This window comes from Streptomyces sp. ISL-100 (assembly GCF_018614615.1).
Lineage (GTDB): Bacteria > Actinomycetota > Actinomycetes > Streptomycetales > Streptomycetaceae > Streptomyces.
This window is the reverse complement of the sequence record NZ_JAGGOK010000033.1, coordinates 1-14,848: the sequence shown is the minus strand read 5'-3', so window position 1 is coordinate 14,848 and position 14,848 is coordinate 1. Positions and strand designations below refer to the sequence as shown.

Annotated in this window: 15 protein-coding genes, 1 tRNA gene and 2 pseudogenes; 11 read left to right on the top strand and 7 right to left on the bottom strand. The window is 69.1% G+C overall.

Annotated features, from left to right (window positions below; translation table 11 throughout):
• Window positions 1-148: 148 nt before the first annotated feature.
• Both J7E89_RS42055 and J7E89_RS14935 read left to right on the top strand, forming a co-directional pair.
• Window positions 149-3,238, top strand: a complete 3,090-nt coding sequence (locus tag J7E89_RS42055; RefSeq protein WP_308315482.1) for a VCBS repeat-containing protein — start codon at window positions 149-151, stop codon at window positions 3,236-3,238.
• A 98-nt stretch (window positions 3,239-3,336) separates the two neighbouring features.
• Window positions 3,337-3,409 (top strand) — tRNA-Lys (locus J7E89_RS14935).
• A 266-nt stretch (window positions 3,410-3,675) separates the two neighbouring features.
• Here J7E89_RS14935 and J7E89_RS42385 read toward each other — a convergent pair.
• Both J7E89_RS42385 and J7E89_RS40875 read right to left on the bottom strand, forming a co-directional pair.
• A pseudogene (locus tag J7E89_RS42385) lies at window positions 3,676-4,791 on the bottom strand (tyrosine-type recombinase/integrase); the annotation flags it as partial.
• Entirely contained in the window at window positions 4,788-5,396 is a 609-nt protein-coding gene (locus J7E89_RS40875; protein ID WP_251060564.1) for a hypothetical protein, read from the bottom strand. The pseudogene J7E89_RS42385 and the gene J7E89_RS40875, both read right to left, overlap by 4 nt.
• Between J7E89_RS40875 and J7E89_RS42380 the strand changes: the two genes are divergently transcribed.
• The 9 genes from J7E89_RS42380 to J7E89_RS14875 all read left to right on the top strand — a co-directional run bounded on the left by J7E89_RS42380 (window position 5,320) and on the right by J7E89_RS14875 (window position 10,546).
• Window positions 5,320-5,742 (top strand): helix-turn-helix domain-containing protein, encoded by a 423-nt coding sequence (locus tag J7E89_RS42380; RefSeq protein WP_374196821.1) that lies wholly within the window; start codon window positions 5,320-5,322, stop codon window positions 5,740-5,742. The genes J7E89_RS40875 and J7E89_RS42380 overlap by 77 nt on opposite strands.
• Window positions 5,739-5,972 (top strand): AlpA family transcriptional regulator, encoded by a 234-nt coding sequence (locus J7E89_RS14910; RefSeq protein ID WP_214973715.1) that lies wholly within the window; start codon window positions 5,739-5,741, stop codon window positions 5,970-5,972. The genes J7E89_RS42380 and J7E89_RS14910 overlap by 4 nt, the downstream gene beginning before the upstream one ends.
• A gap of 122 nt (window positions 5,973-6,094) precedes the next feature.
• The gene (locus J7E89_RS14905; RefSeq protein WP_214973714.1) at window positions 6,095-6,283 is read left to right on the top strand and encodes a hypothetical protein; all 189 of its coding nucleotides are present in this window, start codon (window positions 6,095-6,097) and stop codon (window positions 6,281-6,283) included.
• Window positions 6,284-6,506: 223 nt separating this feature from the next.
• A complete protein-coding gene (locus J7E89_RS14900) occupies window positions 6,507-7,382 on the top strand; it encodes a bifunctional DNA primase/polymerase (protein ID WP_251060569.1) in 876 nt (291 codons plus the stop codon).
• Window positions 7,379-8,512 (top strand): AAA family ATPase, encoded by a 1,134-nt coding sequence (locus tag J7E89_RS14895; protein WP_214973710.1) that lies wholly within the window; start codon window positions 7,379-7,381, stop codon window positions 8,510-8,512. Before J7E89_RS14900 ends, J7E89_RS14895 begins: the two co-directional genes overlap by 4 nt.
• A gap of 339 nt (window positions 8,513-8,851) precedes the next feature.
• Complete coding sequence (locus tag J7E89_RS14890) at window positions 8,852-9,193, top strand: hypothetical protein (protein ID WP_214973708.1); 342 nt, start codon at window positions 8,852-8,854, stop codon at window positions 9,191-9,193.
• A gap of 119 nt (window positions 9,194-9,312) precedes the next feature.
• Window positions 9,313-9,732, top strand: a complete 420-nt coding sequence (locus J7E89_RS42375) for a helix-turn-helix domain-containing protein (RefSeq protein ID WP_214973706.1) — start codon at window positions 9,313-9,315, stop codon at window positions 9,730-9,732.
• Window positions 9,729-9,875, top strand: coding sequence for a hypothetical protein (locus J7E89_RS14880; protein ID WP_214973704.1), 147 nt, complete (start codon window positions 9,729-9,731; stop codon window positions 9,873-9,875). Before J7E89_RS42375 ends, J7E89_RS14880 begins: the two co-directional genes overlap by 4 nt.
• Window positions 9,872-10,546, top strand: a complete 675-nt coding sequence (locus J7E89_RS14875) for a hypothetical protein (RefSeq protein WP_214973701.1) — start codon at window positions 9,872-9,874, stop codon at window positions 10,544-10,546. Before J7E89_RS14880 ends, J7E89_RS14875 begins: the two co-directional genes overlap by 4 nt.
• Window positions 10,547-10,684: 138 nt before the next feature.
• On the opposite strand, the gene J7E89_RS14870 is transcribed toward J7E89_RS14875, so the two are convergent.
• The 5 genes and pseudogenes from J7E89_RS14870 to J7E89_RS14850 all read right to left on the bottom strand — a co-directional run bounded on the left by J7E89_RS14870 (window position 10,685) and on the right by J7E89_RS14850 (window position 14,699).
• The gene (locus J7E89_RS14870) at window positions 10,685-11,230 is read right to left on the bottom strand and encodes an NUDIX hydrolase (RefSeq protein ID WP_214973700.1); all 546 of its coding nucleotides are present in this window, start codon (window positions 11,228-11,230) and stop codon (window positions 10,685-10,687) included.
• A 13-nt stretch (window positions 11,231-11,243) separates the two neighbouring features.
• Window positions 11,244-12,364: pseudogene (locus J7E89_RS14865) on the bottom strand (adenosylhomocysteinase).
• A gap of 97 nt (window positions 12,365-12,461) precedes the next feature.
• On the bottom strand, window positions 12,462-12,977 hold the full coding sequence (locus J7E89_RS14860) for a hypothetical protein (protein ID WP_214973697.1): 516 nt from the start codon (window positions 12,975-12,977) through the stop codon (window positions 12,462-12,464).
• On the bottom strand, window positions 12,974-13,414 hold the full coding sequence (locus J7E89_RS14855) for a hypothetical protein (protein ID WP_214973696.1): 441 nt from the start codon (window positions 13,412-13,414) through the stop codon (window positions 12,974-12,976). Before J7E89_RS14855 ends, J7E89_RS14860 begins: the two co-directional genes overlap by 4 nt.
• A gap of 55 nt (window positions 13,415-13,469) precedes the next feature.
• A complete protein-coding gene (locus tag J7E89_RS14850) occupies window positions 13,470-14,699 on the bottom strand; it encodes a helix-turn-helix domain-containing protein (RefSeq protein ID WP_214973693.1) in 1,230 nt (409 codons plus the stop codon).
• Window positions 14,700-14,848 lie beyond the last annotated feature (149 nt).

Sequence of the window (14,848 nt, the reverse complement as noted above, 5' to 3'; positions counted from 1 at the left end):
TCCCTCGCATACGTAACTGCTGTTACGCTCCGCCCACTTGCATGGGGAGCACTGCCGGGGGGCGTGGCTCGATTCGATTCGCCGACGGCGCGCGCACAGCCGCCGTCGCTTCCTCATGCCTTCTTCAGGCTCCCGGGGAGGGAACCGAGTGACACGTCATTCCGTATGCGGCACGATCGCGGCCGCTGTAGGAATCGGGCTCACCGCAGGTCTCGTACCGCTGCAAGCAGCCGTGGCGGACGGCGGGGCCCAAGGGGTTCAAGAGGTCGTGATTCCAGCGGCGTTTCGCGACACAGTGCGGGACGCGACTCTGCAGGGGCCCGTGATCGGTGGCGCTGACGGCGCCGGCCGGCAAGGTGTGTTCCACACCGAGGAGGGCCAGAGCGGCAGGCTGTGGACACGTTTCGCGGACGGCGAGACGTTCCCGGTCGGCACCTACGAGAACGGCGTTCCTGGCTCTGCCACTGGAAGTGACGTACTGGCCTTCAGTAAGGAGAACGGCGACGTCGAGCTTCGGGACGCGGCAGACGGTTCGGTCCGTACGATCACTGTCCCCGAGGGCCAGAGGCACCGCGCAACGTATGGCTCGACCGCCCTGACCGCCGAGACAGTCGTGAACAGCGACGGTACGAGCACGACCTCGCTGCATCTGCTTTCGCTGAGCACCGAGGGTGCGACCCGTGATGTGCGCGTCACTGGACTGCCCGAGGGCACAGTGCTTCGGTCGCACGCCACAGGTGACGACACCTCCATCGTCTTGAGGGCGGAGGTCGGCGGCACGCAGCGGCTGATCCTCGTCGACAAGTCGACGGGTGTCGTGAGCGGGGTCACCCCGCCGCTGGGAGCAGGGTTTTGGAACCCCAAACTGACGCCCGGCCGCCTCACTCTCTACAACGCGACCGAGCTCACCGTGTTGTCCGTTCCCCGTGACGACCTCTCGGCCACCCCGACGGTGCTGAAGCTGGGGACAGCGCCGTCCAGCCCTACGACCGGCTGGGCGGTTGTCGGGGAGTGGCTCGTCTACGCGTCCACCACGTCCCTGGCGCTGGAGGCGGTGCCGCTCGACGGCGGCCCGTCGATCACGCTCCTGCGGAGGACCAACAGGCGCGTGCTGACGGGACCGGACGGGACGGCGGTGACCGTCGGCGGGTACAAGGCCGACGACTGGGGTATCCGTCGCGTAACCGCCGGTCCGGACGGCAGGCCGCAGGTGGCGCTGGTCAAGAAGCTGCCGGCCGTGCCCGCCACCGTGGAAGGGCTGTCGCTCGCCCAGGGACGCCTTGGCCTCATCGACAACAGCACAGGTGTGAAAGGGGACTACGGCCGCACGCTCAGCGCCACCGGCACACCCACCTACGGAGAGCGCGCCCGGCTCACCGACTACGGCTATGACGTGCCCCCGTGCGCGGACGGCGACGCGGCGTGCGGCGTGCTGCACGGCATGGGCGACGGGCGGTTCGCACGGCTGGAGCGGGACAACGCCGAACGCGACCTCGTACGTGTCGACGGGCCGAGAGACGACGACCACATCACGCTCGCCGTTCCGGAGGGCGGGGAGATCACCTCCGTCACCCGCGACCACTTGATCCACACGTCCTCGGCCGCCAAGAAGCAGACCGTCTACCGCCTGTCCGACGGCAAGGCCGTCGTCCAGCGTGCCCCAGGGGCCGCTTCCGTCTGGGCGGGGCGACTGTGGACCTCCGGTGCGGAGAAGGGCACCGTCACCGCCCTGGACATCGCGACTCAGAAGACCAGCGAAGCGGCCGCCACGGGCGCCGGATGCGTTCCGGACGAGCTTCAGGCGGTCGGGCGCTGGGTGTACTGGAGCTGTCCCTCGGGCGGCCCCGCCGGGGTGTACGACCGTACGGCGAAGAAGTCTGTGCCCGTGCCTTCGGGCGAGGCGCTGCTCGGCGACGGTTGGGTGGTCACGCACGACAAGGCCGCCGGGAAGCTCGTGCTGACGGCCGTGGACACCGGGGAGGCCCGGAGCCGTACCGTCGGCGAGCTGCCCGGCACGACGGTCTCGCAGCGGCACGTGCGGTGGACGGTGGACCGCTTCGGCGGGAACGCCGCGTACGTGGACGGCGAGCAGCGGGTGCACCTGGTCCCCTCCGGCGTCCTCGGGCAGCGCATGACCACGGCCGGGGCCCCGGCCAACAGCACTCAGGTCACCGCGCGCACTTTCGACGCCGTGCCCGGCGACGTCACCACCACACCGCTGTCCAAGCCGGCCGCGTCATGGACACTGACGCTGCGCGACAAGGGCACGGGCAAGGTCGTCGACACGGTCCGCGGCGGCGCCGCGCGTGAGCAGCTCACCGCACACTGGCACGGCATGGTGCCCGGCGCGCAGGGCGATGCCGCCTTCCCGAACGGTACGTACGGCTGGACGCTGTCCGTCCTGCCCGCGGACGGAAACGGCGCCGCGTTGCAGCGGACCGGGACCGTCAAGCTGCGGGGAGCGGCACCTGTGCGCCACGACTTCGTCGCGGGCGACGCCGTCGGGGATCTGCTGACGCTGAATTCGTCGGGCAGTTTCACCTTCCAGCATGGGACCGGAGCCGGGACGTTCTCCGGCAAGACGTCGGGCAGTGGCTGGTCGACGTCGGCGTACGCCGTGCCGTTCGGCGACGTGAACGGCGACCGGTGCAACGACGTCCTGGTGCGGCAGCCCTCCGGTGAACTGCGCGCGTACAAGCCCGGATGCGGGAAGCCGCTGACGCCGTCGACGGCGTACACCTCGGTCGGGACCGGCTGGGGGCAGTACGACGTGCTGACGGCCCCCGGCGACATGAACGGTGACGGCCGTACGGACCTGGTGGCACGTCAGGCGTCCACCGGCGACATGTACTTCTTCGCCGGCGCGACGGGCGGGAAGCTCGCGGCCAAGGTGAGGATCGGCACGAACTGGAAGACGTACGGGCGGATCACCGGCGTCGGCGACATCACGGGCGACGGCAAGGCGGATCTGCTCGGGCACGACAGGTCGGGCGGCCTGTGGCGCTACGACGGTACGGGCAACGGCACGTTCAAGGCCCGGGCGCAGGTCTTCAAGGACTGGGGCCGCTCGTACAACGCCGTCGTCGGCATCGGTGACATCACCGGTGACGGCAAGGCGGACATCGTCGTGCGCGACTCCGCCGGAAACCTGTTCCGCAATGACGGCAACGGCCGCGGCTCCTTCGGCGGGCGCACGCAGATCGCCACCGGCTGGCAGGGCTACAAGGGCTTGTTCTAGGCTCTTGGCCGGCTCCTGGCCGGCTTCGACGGGCCCGGTAACCGATACCCGATCGGCTGCCGGGCTCGCTGCGGCTATGCTCGGGGGTGATCTGTCGAGGGCCGTTAGCTCAATTGGCAGAGCAGCGGACTTTTAATCCGTTGGTTGTGGGTTCGAGTCCCACACGGCCTACCGAACCCTTCGGGGTCGGAACCCTCGTTGACCTGCGTCAACGGGGGTTCCGTCGTTTCCGGGACCTGCTCGGCGGGCGAATCCGTAGCCGAGGTGGTCACCAAGTGGTCACGATCGCCGTCGGTCGGTGCTTTCGGCGCGGTGCGGCGCGCGCGAGGGACCAGGGCCGAGGCGCGGTCCGCGGCATCCCGTCCGACGCCGCCGAGCAGATGCGAGTACGTGTCCGACGTAATCGTGATGGTCGAGTGGCCGAGCCTCTTCGACACGATCGCCATGTCGATGCCGGCGGCGAGCATGAGAGACGCCTGTCCGTGGCGCAGGTCGTGCAGCCGGATGCGGCGCAAGCCGGCCTCGTCGACCAGGGCGCCGAACAGTTTCGTGACGTCGTCGGGCCGCAGCGGCTTGCCGTCCTCGCGGGCGAAGGCGAGTCCGTGGTCGGCGTACGCCTCGCCCCACGTCTTACGCTCCTCGTCCTGCCGCAGCTTGTGAGCGATAAGCGCGCCCACCGTGACCTCGTCGAGGTCTATGACGCGGTCCTCACCGGACGCTGTCTTGGGCTTGCCGAACGAGACGCCGAGGTGTCCGGCATCGCAGTACGGGCACGGGGCAGGCTCCTGCTTGTTCTTCTTCCGTCCGGATTCCTGGACGATCTGCTGCCGCACCACGATGACGCGGCTGGCGAGGTCGATGTCGTCCCAGCGCAGGCCCACGGCCTCACCGCGGCGGAGGCCGGTACCGGCGACGACTTCGAACATGGCGCCGAGGCGATGGATACCGATCGCATCGAGGAACTGGCCCAGCTCGGCAGGCTCCCACGGCTTCACGTTGGGGCGCTGCGAGGCCGGAAGGTCAACATCCTTAGCTGCGTTGAACGTGATCATGCGGCGGCGTACGGCCGTTGAAAGGGCGCTGCGCAGCGTCGCGTGAATCCGGCGAACCGTGGCGGCCTTCCGCTTCCCGTTGCCGAGAGAGGCGAGCAGCTGGTCGACGTGTGACGGCCGCACGTCCCGCAGACGTAGGCGGCCGAGGTGCGGGACGAGGTACTCGTCGATGTGGCTTCGGTAGGCACGGACAGTCGAGGGCCGCAGGCCGGCCCGCTGCTTCAACTCCAGCCACGTACCGAGCCATGCGGCGACAGTCTGCCCCTCGTCGTGGGTGTAGCTGCCTGCGTTGACGCGGCCGAGCAGCTCGGCGAGGGCTTTCTCGGCGTCGTCCGAGGTGCGGAAGCCGCCCTTGCGGGCCTGCTTGCGCTTCCCGTCCGGGCCGAATCCGACGTCGGCGACGTAGTACCAGGTGCCGTGATCCTTGCGGCAATTCCGGCGGTTGCCCTTGGCGTCGTAGGTGGCGGGGCACTTGCACCGCTTGTATGTCGAGCCTTTCACTCTGCGTCCCCCTGGTTGCTCGGCAGGATCCCCGACTTGCGGGCCCTGTGTAGCCACGATCGAACCGTCGCTGGCTGTACGTCGTGATTGCGCGCCATTCGGGCGGCGGGGTCTTTGACCCCCTCCATGCGCAGCTTCGTGTACTCGATGGCCACGCTGCACTGGTGCAAGAGGCTGTAGTACCGCCGCACATCCGCCTTCCTGGTCGACTCCCGTAGGCCCGGTTCGATGACCTCGACCAGTTGCTCAGGCTTCAAGTCCCGCAGTGCCCTCAGCGTGAGGCGGCCGAGGCCGTCGACCAAGCCGTTCTGTTCCCATGCCTGTAGCGATGCCTGAGTGTGGCTACGGGCGGCGCTCTCCCAGCGTGCCAACGGCAGGTCGCGGAGCATGCCGGCGGTGACAGGGATGGTCCGCCCGAGGGGCAGTTCGGGCGCTGGCCCGACACGTACCGCGCGCGGGAACAGTTGCCCCTCGGCGGAGATGCACAGGTACTCAAATTCAGCGGCGAGCTCGGGGTGTTCCGAGTCGATGAGCTGGGCGCTCACAAGGACCGCCCGGGGGTCACCAGATTCCCAGGGCTCGCTTACGTTCACGTCGACGGGCATGGCCCCATGCTGCCCGAACCGAGACGATTACGCAACGGCAACGCAACTCGTTGCGCAACGGGTCACGAATCGGTTGCGCAACAGTCAAGGTGAGTGTTCTACTTTCGGCATGTCGCCCGATGACCTTCACCGAGTCAGTACGGTGCGTCGCCTTGCCGCAGTCGGCGAAGCACGCGCCGTCCGCATCGCCCACCGAATCAGCTTGCGAGAAATGGCCGCCACGCTGGGCGTCCGTCCCTCGACCGTTTCCCGCTGGGAGACCGGCCGAGCGGTACCGCGCTCCGATGTGGCACTCCGGTGGGCGGATCTGCTCAGCCTTGACGCGCAAAGGGAGCGCGCCGCATGAGCCGCACTCGCGCACTCACGACTGAGGAAGTTCTCGCGTTGCCCGCCGCCGTGGACCTGGTCACCGCCGGCCGCGCTTGCGGAATCTCGCGGACAACCGCCTACGACCTCGCCCGCCGCGGTGAGTTCCCCGTGCCACTGCTGCGCCTCGGCGCGCAGTACCGTGCCCGCCGCGCCGACCTGCTCGCGTTGCTCGGCGTAGAGCAGCTAGCCACCACGCCGACCACATGAAAGCGGCGGCCAGCAGGGTTCCCGCCCCGCCGACCGCCTGTACCACTCCCAGACACAGCGAAGCCCGGGCCGCCTCCACAGCGAAATCCCGGGCAAACGCCTCACAGGAAGGGCGTAAGCCCATGATTGCACGCACTGCTATCGACCGTGCCGCCCAGGCGCTTGATGCCATCGACACGGCCACCCAGCAGGGCGACCGCGCTGCTGCGGATCGTGCCGCCGCCGATGCCGCCGTCTGGTGGACCGTTGCCCAGGCTCAGGGCGCCACACCGGCCGACGTTCGGGCCCACCGCGCTGGCGGTGCCCGATGACACTCGGCACCATGCCCAGGTGGCGCGCCGCCCTCCGTACCCCGTCCCTGCCGTGCGGGCACCGTGACCCGATCTTTTGCATCACTGCCCCGAGCGGGCCGTCGACATACAGCCTCGACGTGACCCAGCTCGCCGCCGAGCGCGCCCGCCTGCTCGCAGCAGGCTGGACCCCCGCCGAGGTCACCGAGCGACTGGCCACCCGGCAGGCGATGCCCGCGTGACCATGCCCAGCACCAAGCCCGCCCGGCGAGCCGTCGAGGAAGTCCTCGACCTTGCCGGGCGCGGCCTGTATGTCTTTCCCCTCCGTCCCAACGACAAGCGCCCGGTCGTCTCGGCGTGGGAGCAGCGCGCCACCATCGACGCCGCCCGTATCCGCCGATGCTGGGAAGCCGGACCCTTCGGTGTCGGCATTGCCACCGGGCCGTCCGGCCTGGTCGTCGTCGACCTCGACACCGCGAAGGGAGACCCCACGCCCGTACCGGGCATCCTCGGCGGCGAGGACGTGCTCGCCGTCCTCTACGAAGCGCATGGCGACCGCTTCCCGTTCGGAACCACCCCCATCGCCCGCACTGGATCCGGCGGGCTGCACATCTACCACCGCGCCCCCGAGCGGGAGGTACGCAACTCCGCCTCAAAGGTTGGATGGAAGGTCGACGTGCGGGCCGCGGGTGGCTACGTAGTCGCTCCGCCGTCGACTGCCGCGGGCAAGCCGTACACGTGGCTCACCTCACCGGCAGACGCCGAACCGGTCCCCCTTCCCCGATGGCTGCTCGACCTCGCTGCACCCCGGCCCGTGGCACTGCCCCGACCGGTCATGCCCCGAGCCGTACGCGATGCCACCGGCTACGGAGCAGCAGCGCTCCGCGCCGAGCTACAGAACGTCCTCGACGCTCAACCGGGCACCCGCAACGACACCCTGCACCGCGCCGCATTCTCACTCGGCACCCTCGCCGGGGCGGGACGCCTCGACCCGCGGCACGCCGTCGAGGCCCTGCTCGCCGCCGGGCAGGGCCTCGGCCTCACCGCCGCCGAAGTACAGGCCACCGTCACATCCGGCCTGCGCGCCGGCACCAGCAACCCCCGGAGCGTGACCGCGTGACCGCCCCCGTCGACATCGACGGCATCCTCGCCCAGCTCTCGCCTGCCTACGCAGCCAAGGCCAAGCAGCAGCCCGAGGACGACCAGACCGGGCAGACGTCCGAAGAGCACTTCGAGCAGCGCGTCGCGACCATGTGCGCCGAGCTGCTCGATACCGACGCCCTCGACAACATCCAGGCACTCGAACCCGTCATCGCCGACGTCCTGTTCCGCGACACCCTCGCCCGGATCTACGGCCCGTCCGGGACCTTCAAGTCATTCATGACGCTCGACTTTGCGGCGTGCGTCGCCACTGGCATCCCATGGCACGGGCAGAAGACCACCCAAGGCCCCGTCCTGTACCTCGTGGCCGAGGGCATCCGAGGAATCCGTAAGCGCGTCCGGGCATGGGAGCAGCACCACGGCCGGCGCATGGCAGGCGTCAAATTCCTCCCCCGTCCCGTGCAGGCAGCCGACCCCGAATGGCTCGTACTCGTCGAGGTATGCCGCCGCCTCGAACCCGCTCTCGTCATCGTCGATACCCAAGCCCGCGTAACCGTTGGCGTCGAAGAGAACTCCAACACCGAGATGGGCAAGTTCGTTCACCAGATGGAACGCCTACGCGCAGCCTGCGGCGCCTGCCTGCTGCTCGTGCACCACACCGGCCACGACGGAGAACGCAGCCGCGGCGCCACCGCCGTAAAGGGCGCCCTACAGACCGAGCTCGGCATCACCCGTACCGGAACCGACCTCGCCGACACCGTCGTGACGCTCAAGACCGGCAAGCAGAAGGATGACGAAGAGCTCGCCGACATCGCGTTCGGGCTGCACCAAATCGTCATCGACGGTGAGGCGAAGGAAGACGGGAGCCCTGTCACTTCCGTCGTGCTGGTCAAGCTCGACCAGGTCGCCCAGGCGCAGGGGCGTACCAGTCATCAGAGCCGCGTCGAAGAGATCGCCGCCGCACTCGACGCCGCCGGAGTGCCCGCCGCGGTCGGACGGGAGCGCCTGCGGACCGAGTGCGCCCGCCTCGGAATCCCCGCGAGAAATGAACTTCTTTCCGACGTGGCGAAGCACCGGAAGAACCGGATAAACGCCCCGGATTACCTGTCCCCGAGCACCCTCGAAAGCTCGCAGGGACGGGACAGGTGATTACGGGCAAACCACCTGTCCCGCAGTTTGGGGACAGGGCAGGGAAAACCCCTGGTCAGACCTGTCCCGGACAGTTTCGGGACAGGTCGGGACAGGGGTACCCCGAGACGAACTGTCCCCACTGTCCCCACACCTTTAGGTGGGGACAGTGGGGACAGGTCGGAACCCTCACCCCCGGATATCCGCACCGAACCGGAGCGGCGCCATGGAAATTCGTGCGCCGGCGCACCCGGCGATGGGCCGAGTCGGCCTCGCACGGGGAACGAACCACCCCGTCCGCGACCGGTCGCGGGCCGTCCCGCGCGCAGGCGCGCGCACATGTACGAGAGGAACACCCCCTTGCCTGACACTCCTGCCGAGCCATTCATCCGACGCCACCGCGGCTATCCGGGCCGCGAGCAGCTCGACGCAGTGAACATGCGGTTCCGCCGGGCCGTGGCCCGCCTCGCGCGCGAGGGCGCGAAGGACCCCGCCACCGCTGCCAAGCTCGCGCCGATCATCGCGGAAGCCGTCGAGGCGCTCGAACGGCTCACCGCTCAGGCGAGCCAAGCCGAGGGCAGCTCTGCCGGCCACCGCGGAGCAATGGAGCGCGAGCAGGCGAAGTTGGACCGCCTCGCCCGCCGCGCGGGAATCACCCTCCGCCCCGCACCCACCACCCGCGCCGGGCGTGCCGATGACTAGCCGGACCCGTGACAGCGACGTGATCACCCCCCCTTGTGACCAGCAGCGATGCAACCACCACCGGATATCAAATCCGTAGGATTCCCACCCCGGCGGCGACCGCGCCGCCTCACTCGCTCATGCGCGAAGACGGAGCCGTCGTCATTCCGGCCGCCGTCGCGAGCGAGGTACTCCGGGCCCTGGTGCGCGATCTCGACGCGCAGGTAAGGGCGAACGGCGGGCACCCGTCGCCGACTGTCCGCCGCATCCTGTTCGCCCTGCACGACGCCGCGCAGCAGGCCGAGGCCAGCCGTGCTGCCCCCTCGTTCGATTCCGCTACCGCGCCGTTCGATTCTTCCGCTACCGGAAGTGAGCCCACCGACGGTGCCACCGTGTCAGTAACTGAGGCAGCACAGGTCATGGGCTGTTCGCCTCGGCACATCCGGGGGTTGATCCGGTCCGGCCGATTGCCCGCTACGCGCATTGGTGCACGTACGTGGGCAGTCGGCCGCGCCGCCCTCGACGAATTCCGCCACGGCAGAGGAGCCACCGCACCATGACAGAGCTACACGCGGCCATCAGCCGCCGCTACGAGCAGGGCCAGCAGCCTGCACAGGACCCCGCGCTACGGGCTGCCGTCGCGCACGACATGAGCATTCAGCGGCGCGACCAGCTCGCCGACGAGGACGAGGAGACCCAGTGAAGACCCAGACTCCCGAGCAGGCACGCGAGCAGCTCGCCGCCGCCGAGGCTGAGAAGAGTGAGGCCGAGCAGCTCGCCGCCGCCCTCGCTGAGAAGGTGCGCTCCGGCGACGAGAGCGTGCAGCCGAAGGACCTCACTGCCGCGCGCGAGCTCGCCGAGTTCGCCGACCTGCGGATCTCCGCAGCGCGCCGCAAGCTGGACGCCGCCGCGGAGCAGGACCGGCACCAGCGGGCCGAACTGGTCACTGCCGACGCCCGCGCCCTGGTCGAGACCGACGACCCGGCCGAACTCGTCGCCGCGGTGCGGGCCGTGGCCGATGCCGCCGGCATCCTCGCCCGCCTCGCCCACACCCGCCGCGACCGCATCGCCGCCATGGGGGACAGCCTGGTGCAGGTCGAGACGGAGCTCGCCGCGGCCGGCATCGACCCGGGCGAAATCCGCCACCGGTACGGCGTGCGAGGGGGCCGCGAGGCGGTCATCTTGTATGACCCGTTGCTGCGGGTCCGGTCGGTGCGCCCCGGCTACGTGCTCGCCGCCGCCCTCGCCTTGGGGCTCTCCTCCGAGCAGCTCAGCGAGTTGCGAGACGCGATGCCGTCCGCCCTGGTGGTTGGCGAGCAGGTGACCGAGGCTGTGCCCGCCCTTGCCGACACGCTGCGCCACCACGCTGCCTAGCCTGCCCCCGACCGGGCGTCCTCGCCGTACTCCCGACCGGCGGGGGCGTCCCATGCATGGAGAGGCCCCGGCATCCGCCACGGGGAAGCGGACAACCGGAGCCCCGGCCCGTATAGGTAGCTCGACCTTGGGCAATAATTACCGCCCTGCGGCCATCACCCGTGACCGCAGAGGCTCGGCGGTCAGCATGTCGGCGAACTGCCACGAGTAGGCCGTGACCTCTTCCTCTTGCAGCTCGACCAGGTCGACCGTCGTGCGGAACAGGTACCGAAAGTCAAAGTGCTGGTGTGCCTGCTCCCCCTTGGCATCGTTCGCCGGGATTGGGTGAGCGTCGATGTGGAGCGGTACGCCGCTGTCGGGCTCGACCTGGTCCGGGCTGATTCCGGTCTCCTCGGCAAGTTCCCGCATGGCGGCGTCGAGCAGGGTCGTGTCGCTCTCCTCGACGTGTCCGCCGGGCAGCAGCCACTTACGCAGGGCGCGGTGTTCGATGGTGAGCACGCGGCCGTCGGGACGAAGTAGGGCGGCCCCGGCCGTGACGTGTCCGCGGAACTCCTTACGCGAGGCGATCGAGTCGCCGGCCTCGTCGAGTACCTCGGAGAGGACGGACAGGCTGGTCTTTTCATCCGGGTGATTGGCGAGGTAGGCGTCGAGGGTCTCGCGCACATGCTGTGCCGTGATCGGCATGGGGTCCTGTCTCCTAGCGGTTGAAGTAGTTGAGCCACGTTGCGGCGATGGTCGCCCGGTCGGCGGCGTCTACGTCGTGCATACCGTGTCCGAGGTCGCCGCGGGTGAGCATTCGGACGCCGGCGAGTATCTCGGCCTGCACGAGGAAGATGAACGGGCCGACTGACGCGCCGTGCAGGAAGTTGACGGCGTTGCCGCCGTTGAGCAGATAGAAGTAGTGCCCGGTCGTGGCGTACCTGGTGACGTGCTCCCCTTGGGGCGTCCGCTGGTAGACCCCCGGTAGGGCGTCGAGGTCGAGTTCGTCCTCGCTGCTCGTGACGGTGGCGACGTAGGCGCCGTTCCGCAGGCTGGAAAAGTCCTCGCCTCGGAGGGACACGGCGCCGGTGGCGCACAGAACCAGGCCGGCGCCGTGCAGGGCGGCGTCGCGGTCGCGGGCCACTGTGAAGCCCTGTGAGAGGGCTTGTGTCTGCCGAACGGGGTCAACGTCGTGCACGGTGATCTGTACGCCCTTCGCGTGCAGTAGGCGGGCGATGCTGGATCCCAGCTTGCCGAAACCGATCACCAGCGCGGGCCGCCCGTGCAGGATGTCGCCTCGACTCCGCATGAGTGCCTCGGTGGAGAACACGACCGACTGACCAACGAGGAAGTCCTCGGGATCTTTCAGCGGCGATCGGGCGACGGAGACGACGGGGCAGGGGAGTTTGTCCCGCTCGGCATACCGCTTGTGCCCGTTCTCCGTGTCCTCGACGACGCCCAGGATTCGGCCGGAAAGCGGTCGCACAGAGCATCGAGCGTGGGGGCGAAGTACCCGCCCACGTCGCACAGTACGACGGCCTCGGCGGCGGCGCGGGACTCGATGTAGTCGACGGCGGACTCGGCGTCCTCGAACAGTTCGCGCGACAGGGTGTCGCACTGTGTCGTCTTCTCGATCTCCCGGCGGGCGGCGACGTCGATGGACTTCGGTTTGGGCAGGACGGCGCGGAGCCTGGTTGCCGTGCCGATCGCCCGAACGAACGAGGGGCGTTCGGGCAGTAGGTGTGTGACCAGGAAGGACGACGGCGGTTCGGTCGGGGCGAACGTGTGGGCGATGCGCGCGAAGTAGGAATCGAGACGTGCGCGCTCGAACTGTTCCATGGACTCACTTCCCTTGTTGGGCGGTGCGACTCCGGACAGGTGGTGCACCGCCCCCGCGCTGGGGGGAAGGGGAACGCGTGCAGCGCAGGGGCGGCAGTCATCGGGCAGCGTGCTGCGCGGCACGTCTGCGGTGGCGCCCCACTTCCGCCGGGGAAGGGGAGGAACACCCGGCGGAAGCGGGGAACTGAAGGCCCCTGCGGACATACAGGGGGTACGCGCAGATCGCGTATCGGGCGTCGTAGTCGCTGACTGCGAGGGTGTACGGGGCGCCGGCGGCGAGGATGCGCAACGCTTGCTCGAATCCCTTGTCGTTCTCTGCCCACGCAAACAGGTCAAGATCGGGGCGCGGGCAGTCGGGACCGACGGTGAACAAGGGCGCGTCGCGGAAAGAGGGGGCCGCGGGGCGAGGGGAGAGCAGCTGAGCGAGGTGTCCGGCCTGGCTCCGCAGCCACCGGGCGGCGAGGCGCGGGGATGTCGCGCGGTATGTGCTGAGGATGACCTCACAGGCGCCGGTGAGGTCATGGGCGGTCGTTTCGCAGCGGTACGCGATGACGGACCGGACGGGCGGGCGCGTCGGGCCGGGCGGGGCGTACAGCAGCGCGGGCGCGCTCACCGCTCGACCTTCCGGGCGTTTTCGCGGCGCTCGATGAGCTGCTCGAACTGGAATAGGTAGAGCTGGACTTGCGCGGGCGTGAGGATGAGCAGCGACTCGGAGGTGCCTCCGTCCTCGTGGTGGACGGTGACCGGTAGGGCGGCCTGCTGCGCCCGGTGGTCGTAGATCACATCCCGCTTCGAAGGGCTGACGTGCGTGATTGGTACGGGTACGGGGCGCAGGGTGGTTCCGTCGGACCTGGCCGACCATTCGGGCCCACCTCCCGGCGGGCGCAGGTGGTAGGACGTCGAGGTTTCACTCGGCAGGGCGACTACGACGCCGATTCGCCCTGCCTTTGCGAGGTCAGAGGCGAGGTCGCCGAGTCGCGGGTGAAACGGGGATCCTGCGCCTAACTCGACGGCGGGCGAGGGAAGTTGCTTCGCGGTCTGATCGGCCATGCCCCGAAGCTAGGAGGGAGGGAGCAGCCGAATATGAACGGGAGGAATATCACCCTTATCCGTCGAGGTGAAAGCGGTCTGACATGCGGCGTAGCTTCTCTCGGGTGGCTGCTCGTTCGGCGTAGACGATGCTGCGCAGGGTTGACCGCGCAATGGGGTGGTTGCGGATGAGCTGGGGCGCGATGCGCTCGGCTGACTCCAACTCCTTCAACGCCTTGTCACGGTTCCCGTCCCACAGCCACGCGCGGGCAAGGTCCATGTGGTGATGCCCTTGCCGCGAGTTGGGTAGGGCCGCGATCAACCCCGGGGACGTACGCCGGTTTATCGAGAGGGCCTCGACCTGCTCGCCCATCTCCAGTGCGACGCTGATTGCGTGAATCTGGACGTTGCCGGGCGAGAACGTGAGCGAGTGCCGGTCGTACACGGGAGGGCCGGTGTACTCGCCCAGGCGGCCGGCGGCGGCCTTGGCGTGCTTGATGCGGTCCTTGGCTTCCGCCTTACGTTTGCCTCGCGCCGCGGATACGGCCGCGCGCAGTTGCAGTGATCCCCATGCGCGGACCGCGAGCGGCTCGCCCTGCTCGTAACCCTGCTGCACGCTGTGAATGGCCTTGTCCGAGAGGGCGATAGCGTCCTCCCAATCCGCGGTGGCCCACATGTCCCATACGCGCATCCAGTCGGCCACGGCCGGCATGACGGAGTCGCCGGACAGGCGAGCTGACCACGCGGCCCGTTCGCAGGACATGGCGACCAACTCGGGGTGACCGAGGGCGTGTGCTGAGGTATGTGCGAACTTGCAGCACACGGCGTAGATGGCGAACGCTTCCTCGCGTTCGTGGCCGGTCGATACCTCGGCGAGGGCGCGGGCTTCGCGGAACAGGTCGGGAAGCACCTTCATGATCGCTACGTTCGCCGCGGCGTCGCGCAGTCGGTGTAGGCGGGTGGTCTCTCCCCAGAGTTGGCTAGCCGGCCGCGGAGTGCCGTTGAAGACAGGGGCGAGGTCGTACCGGCGCAACTCGCGCAGGATGGAGGATGCGGCCACCTGCCATTGGTTCTCGATCGGTGAGCTGTTGTACGGGCGGCCGATCAGGTCATTGGGGTGCACGTGCAGCTCGGCGGCCACCAAGTTGAGCAGGCCGACGCGGTCGAGCTCGATCTGCCCGTTCTCCATCTTGGACACCCACCCCTGAGACTTCCCCAGGGCGGCGGCGAGGTCGGCCTGCGGCATGCCGAGACGGAGCCGTGCGCGGCGTGCGCGGCGGCCGATTTCCTCCGCTTCTTCCAACATCAGTGCGCCCCCCTTTCGGCGAGGTGCCAGCGGCGGTCAAGTGGTCGGCGAGGCATCCGTGCTCCATCCGTCGGGCTCATACTCCAGACGGTACCCAGGGCGCGCGGCGGCGGACAGAATCACACGATGTCTGACGCCCCGCCGCCCAT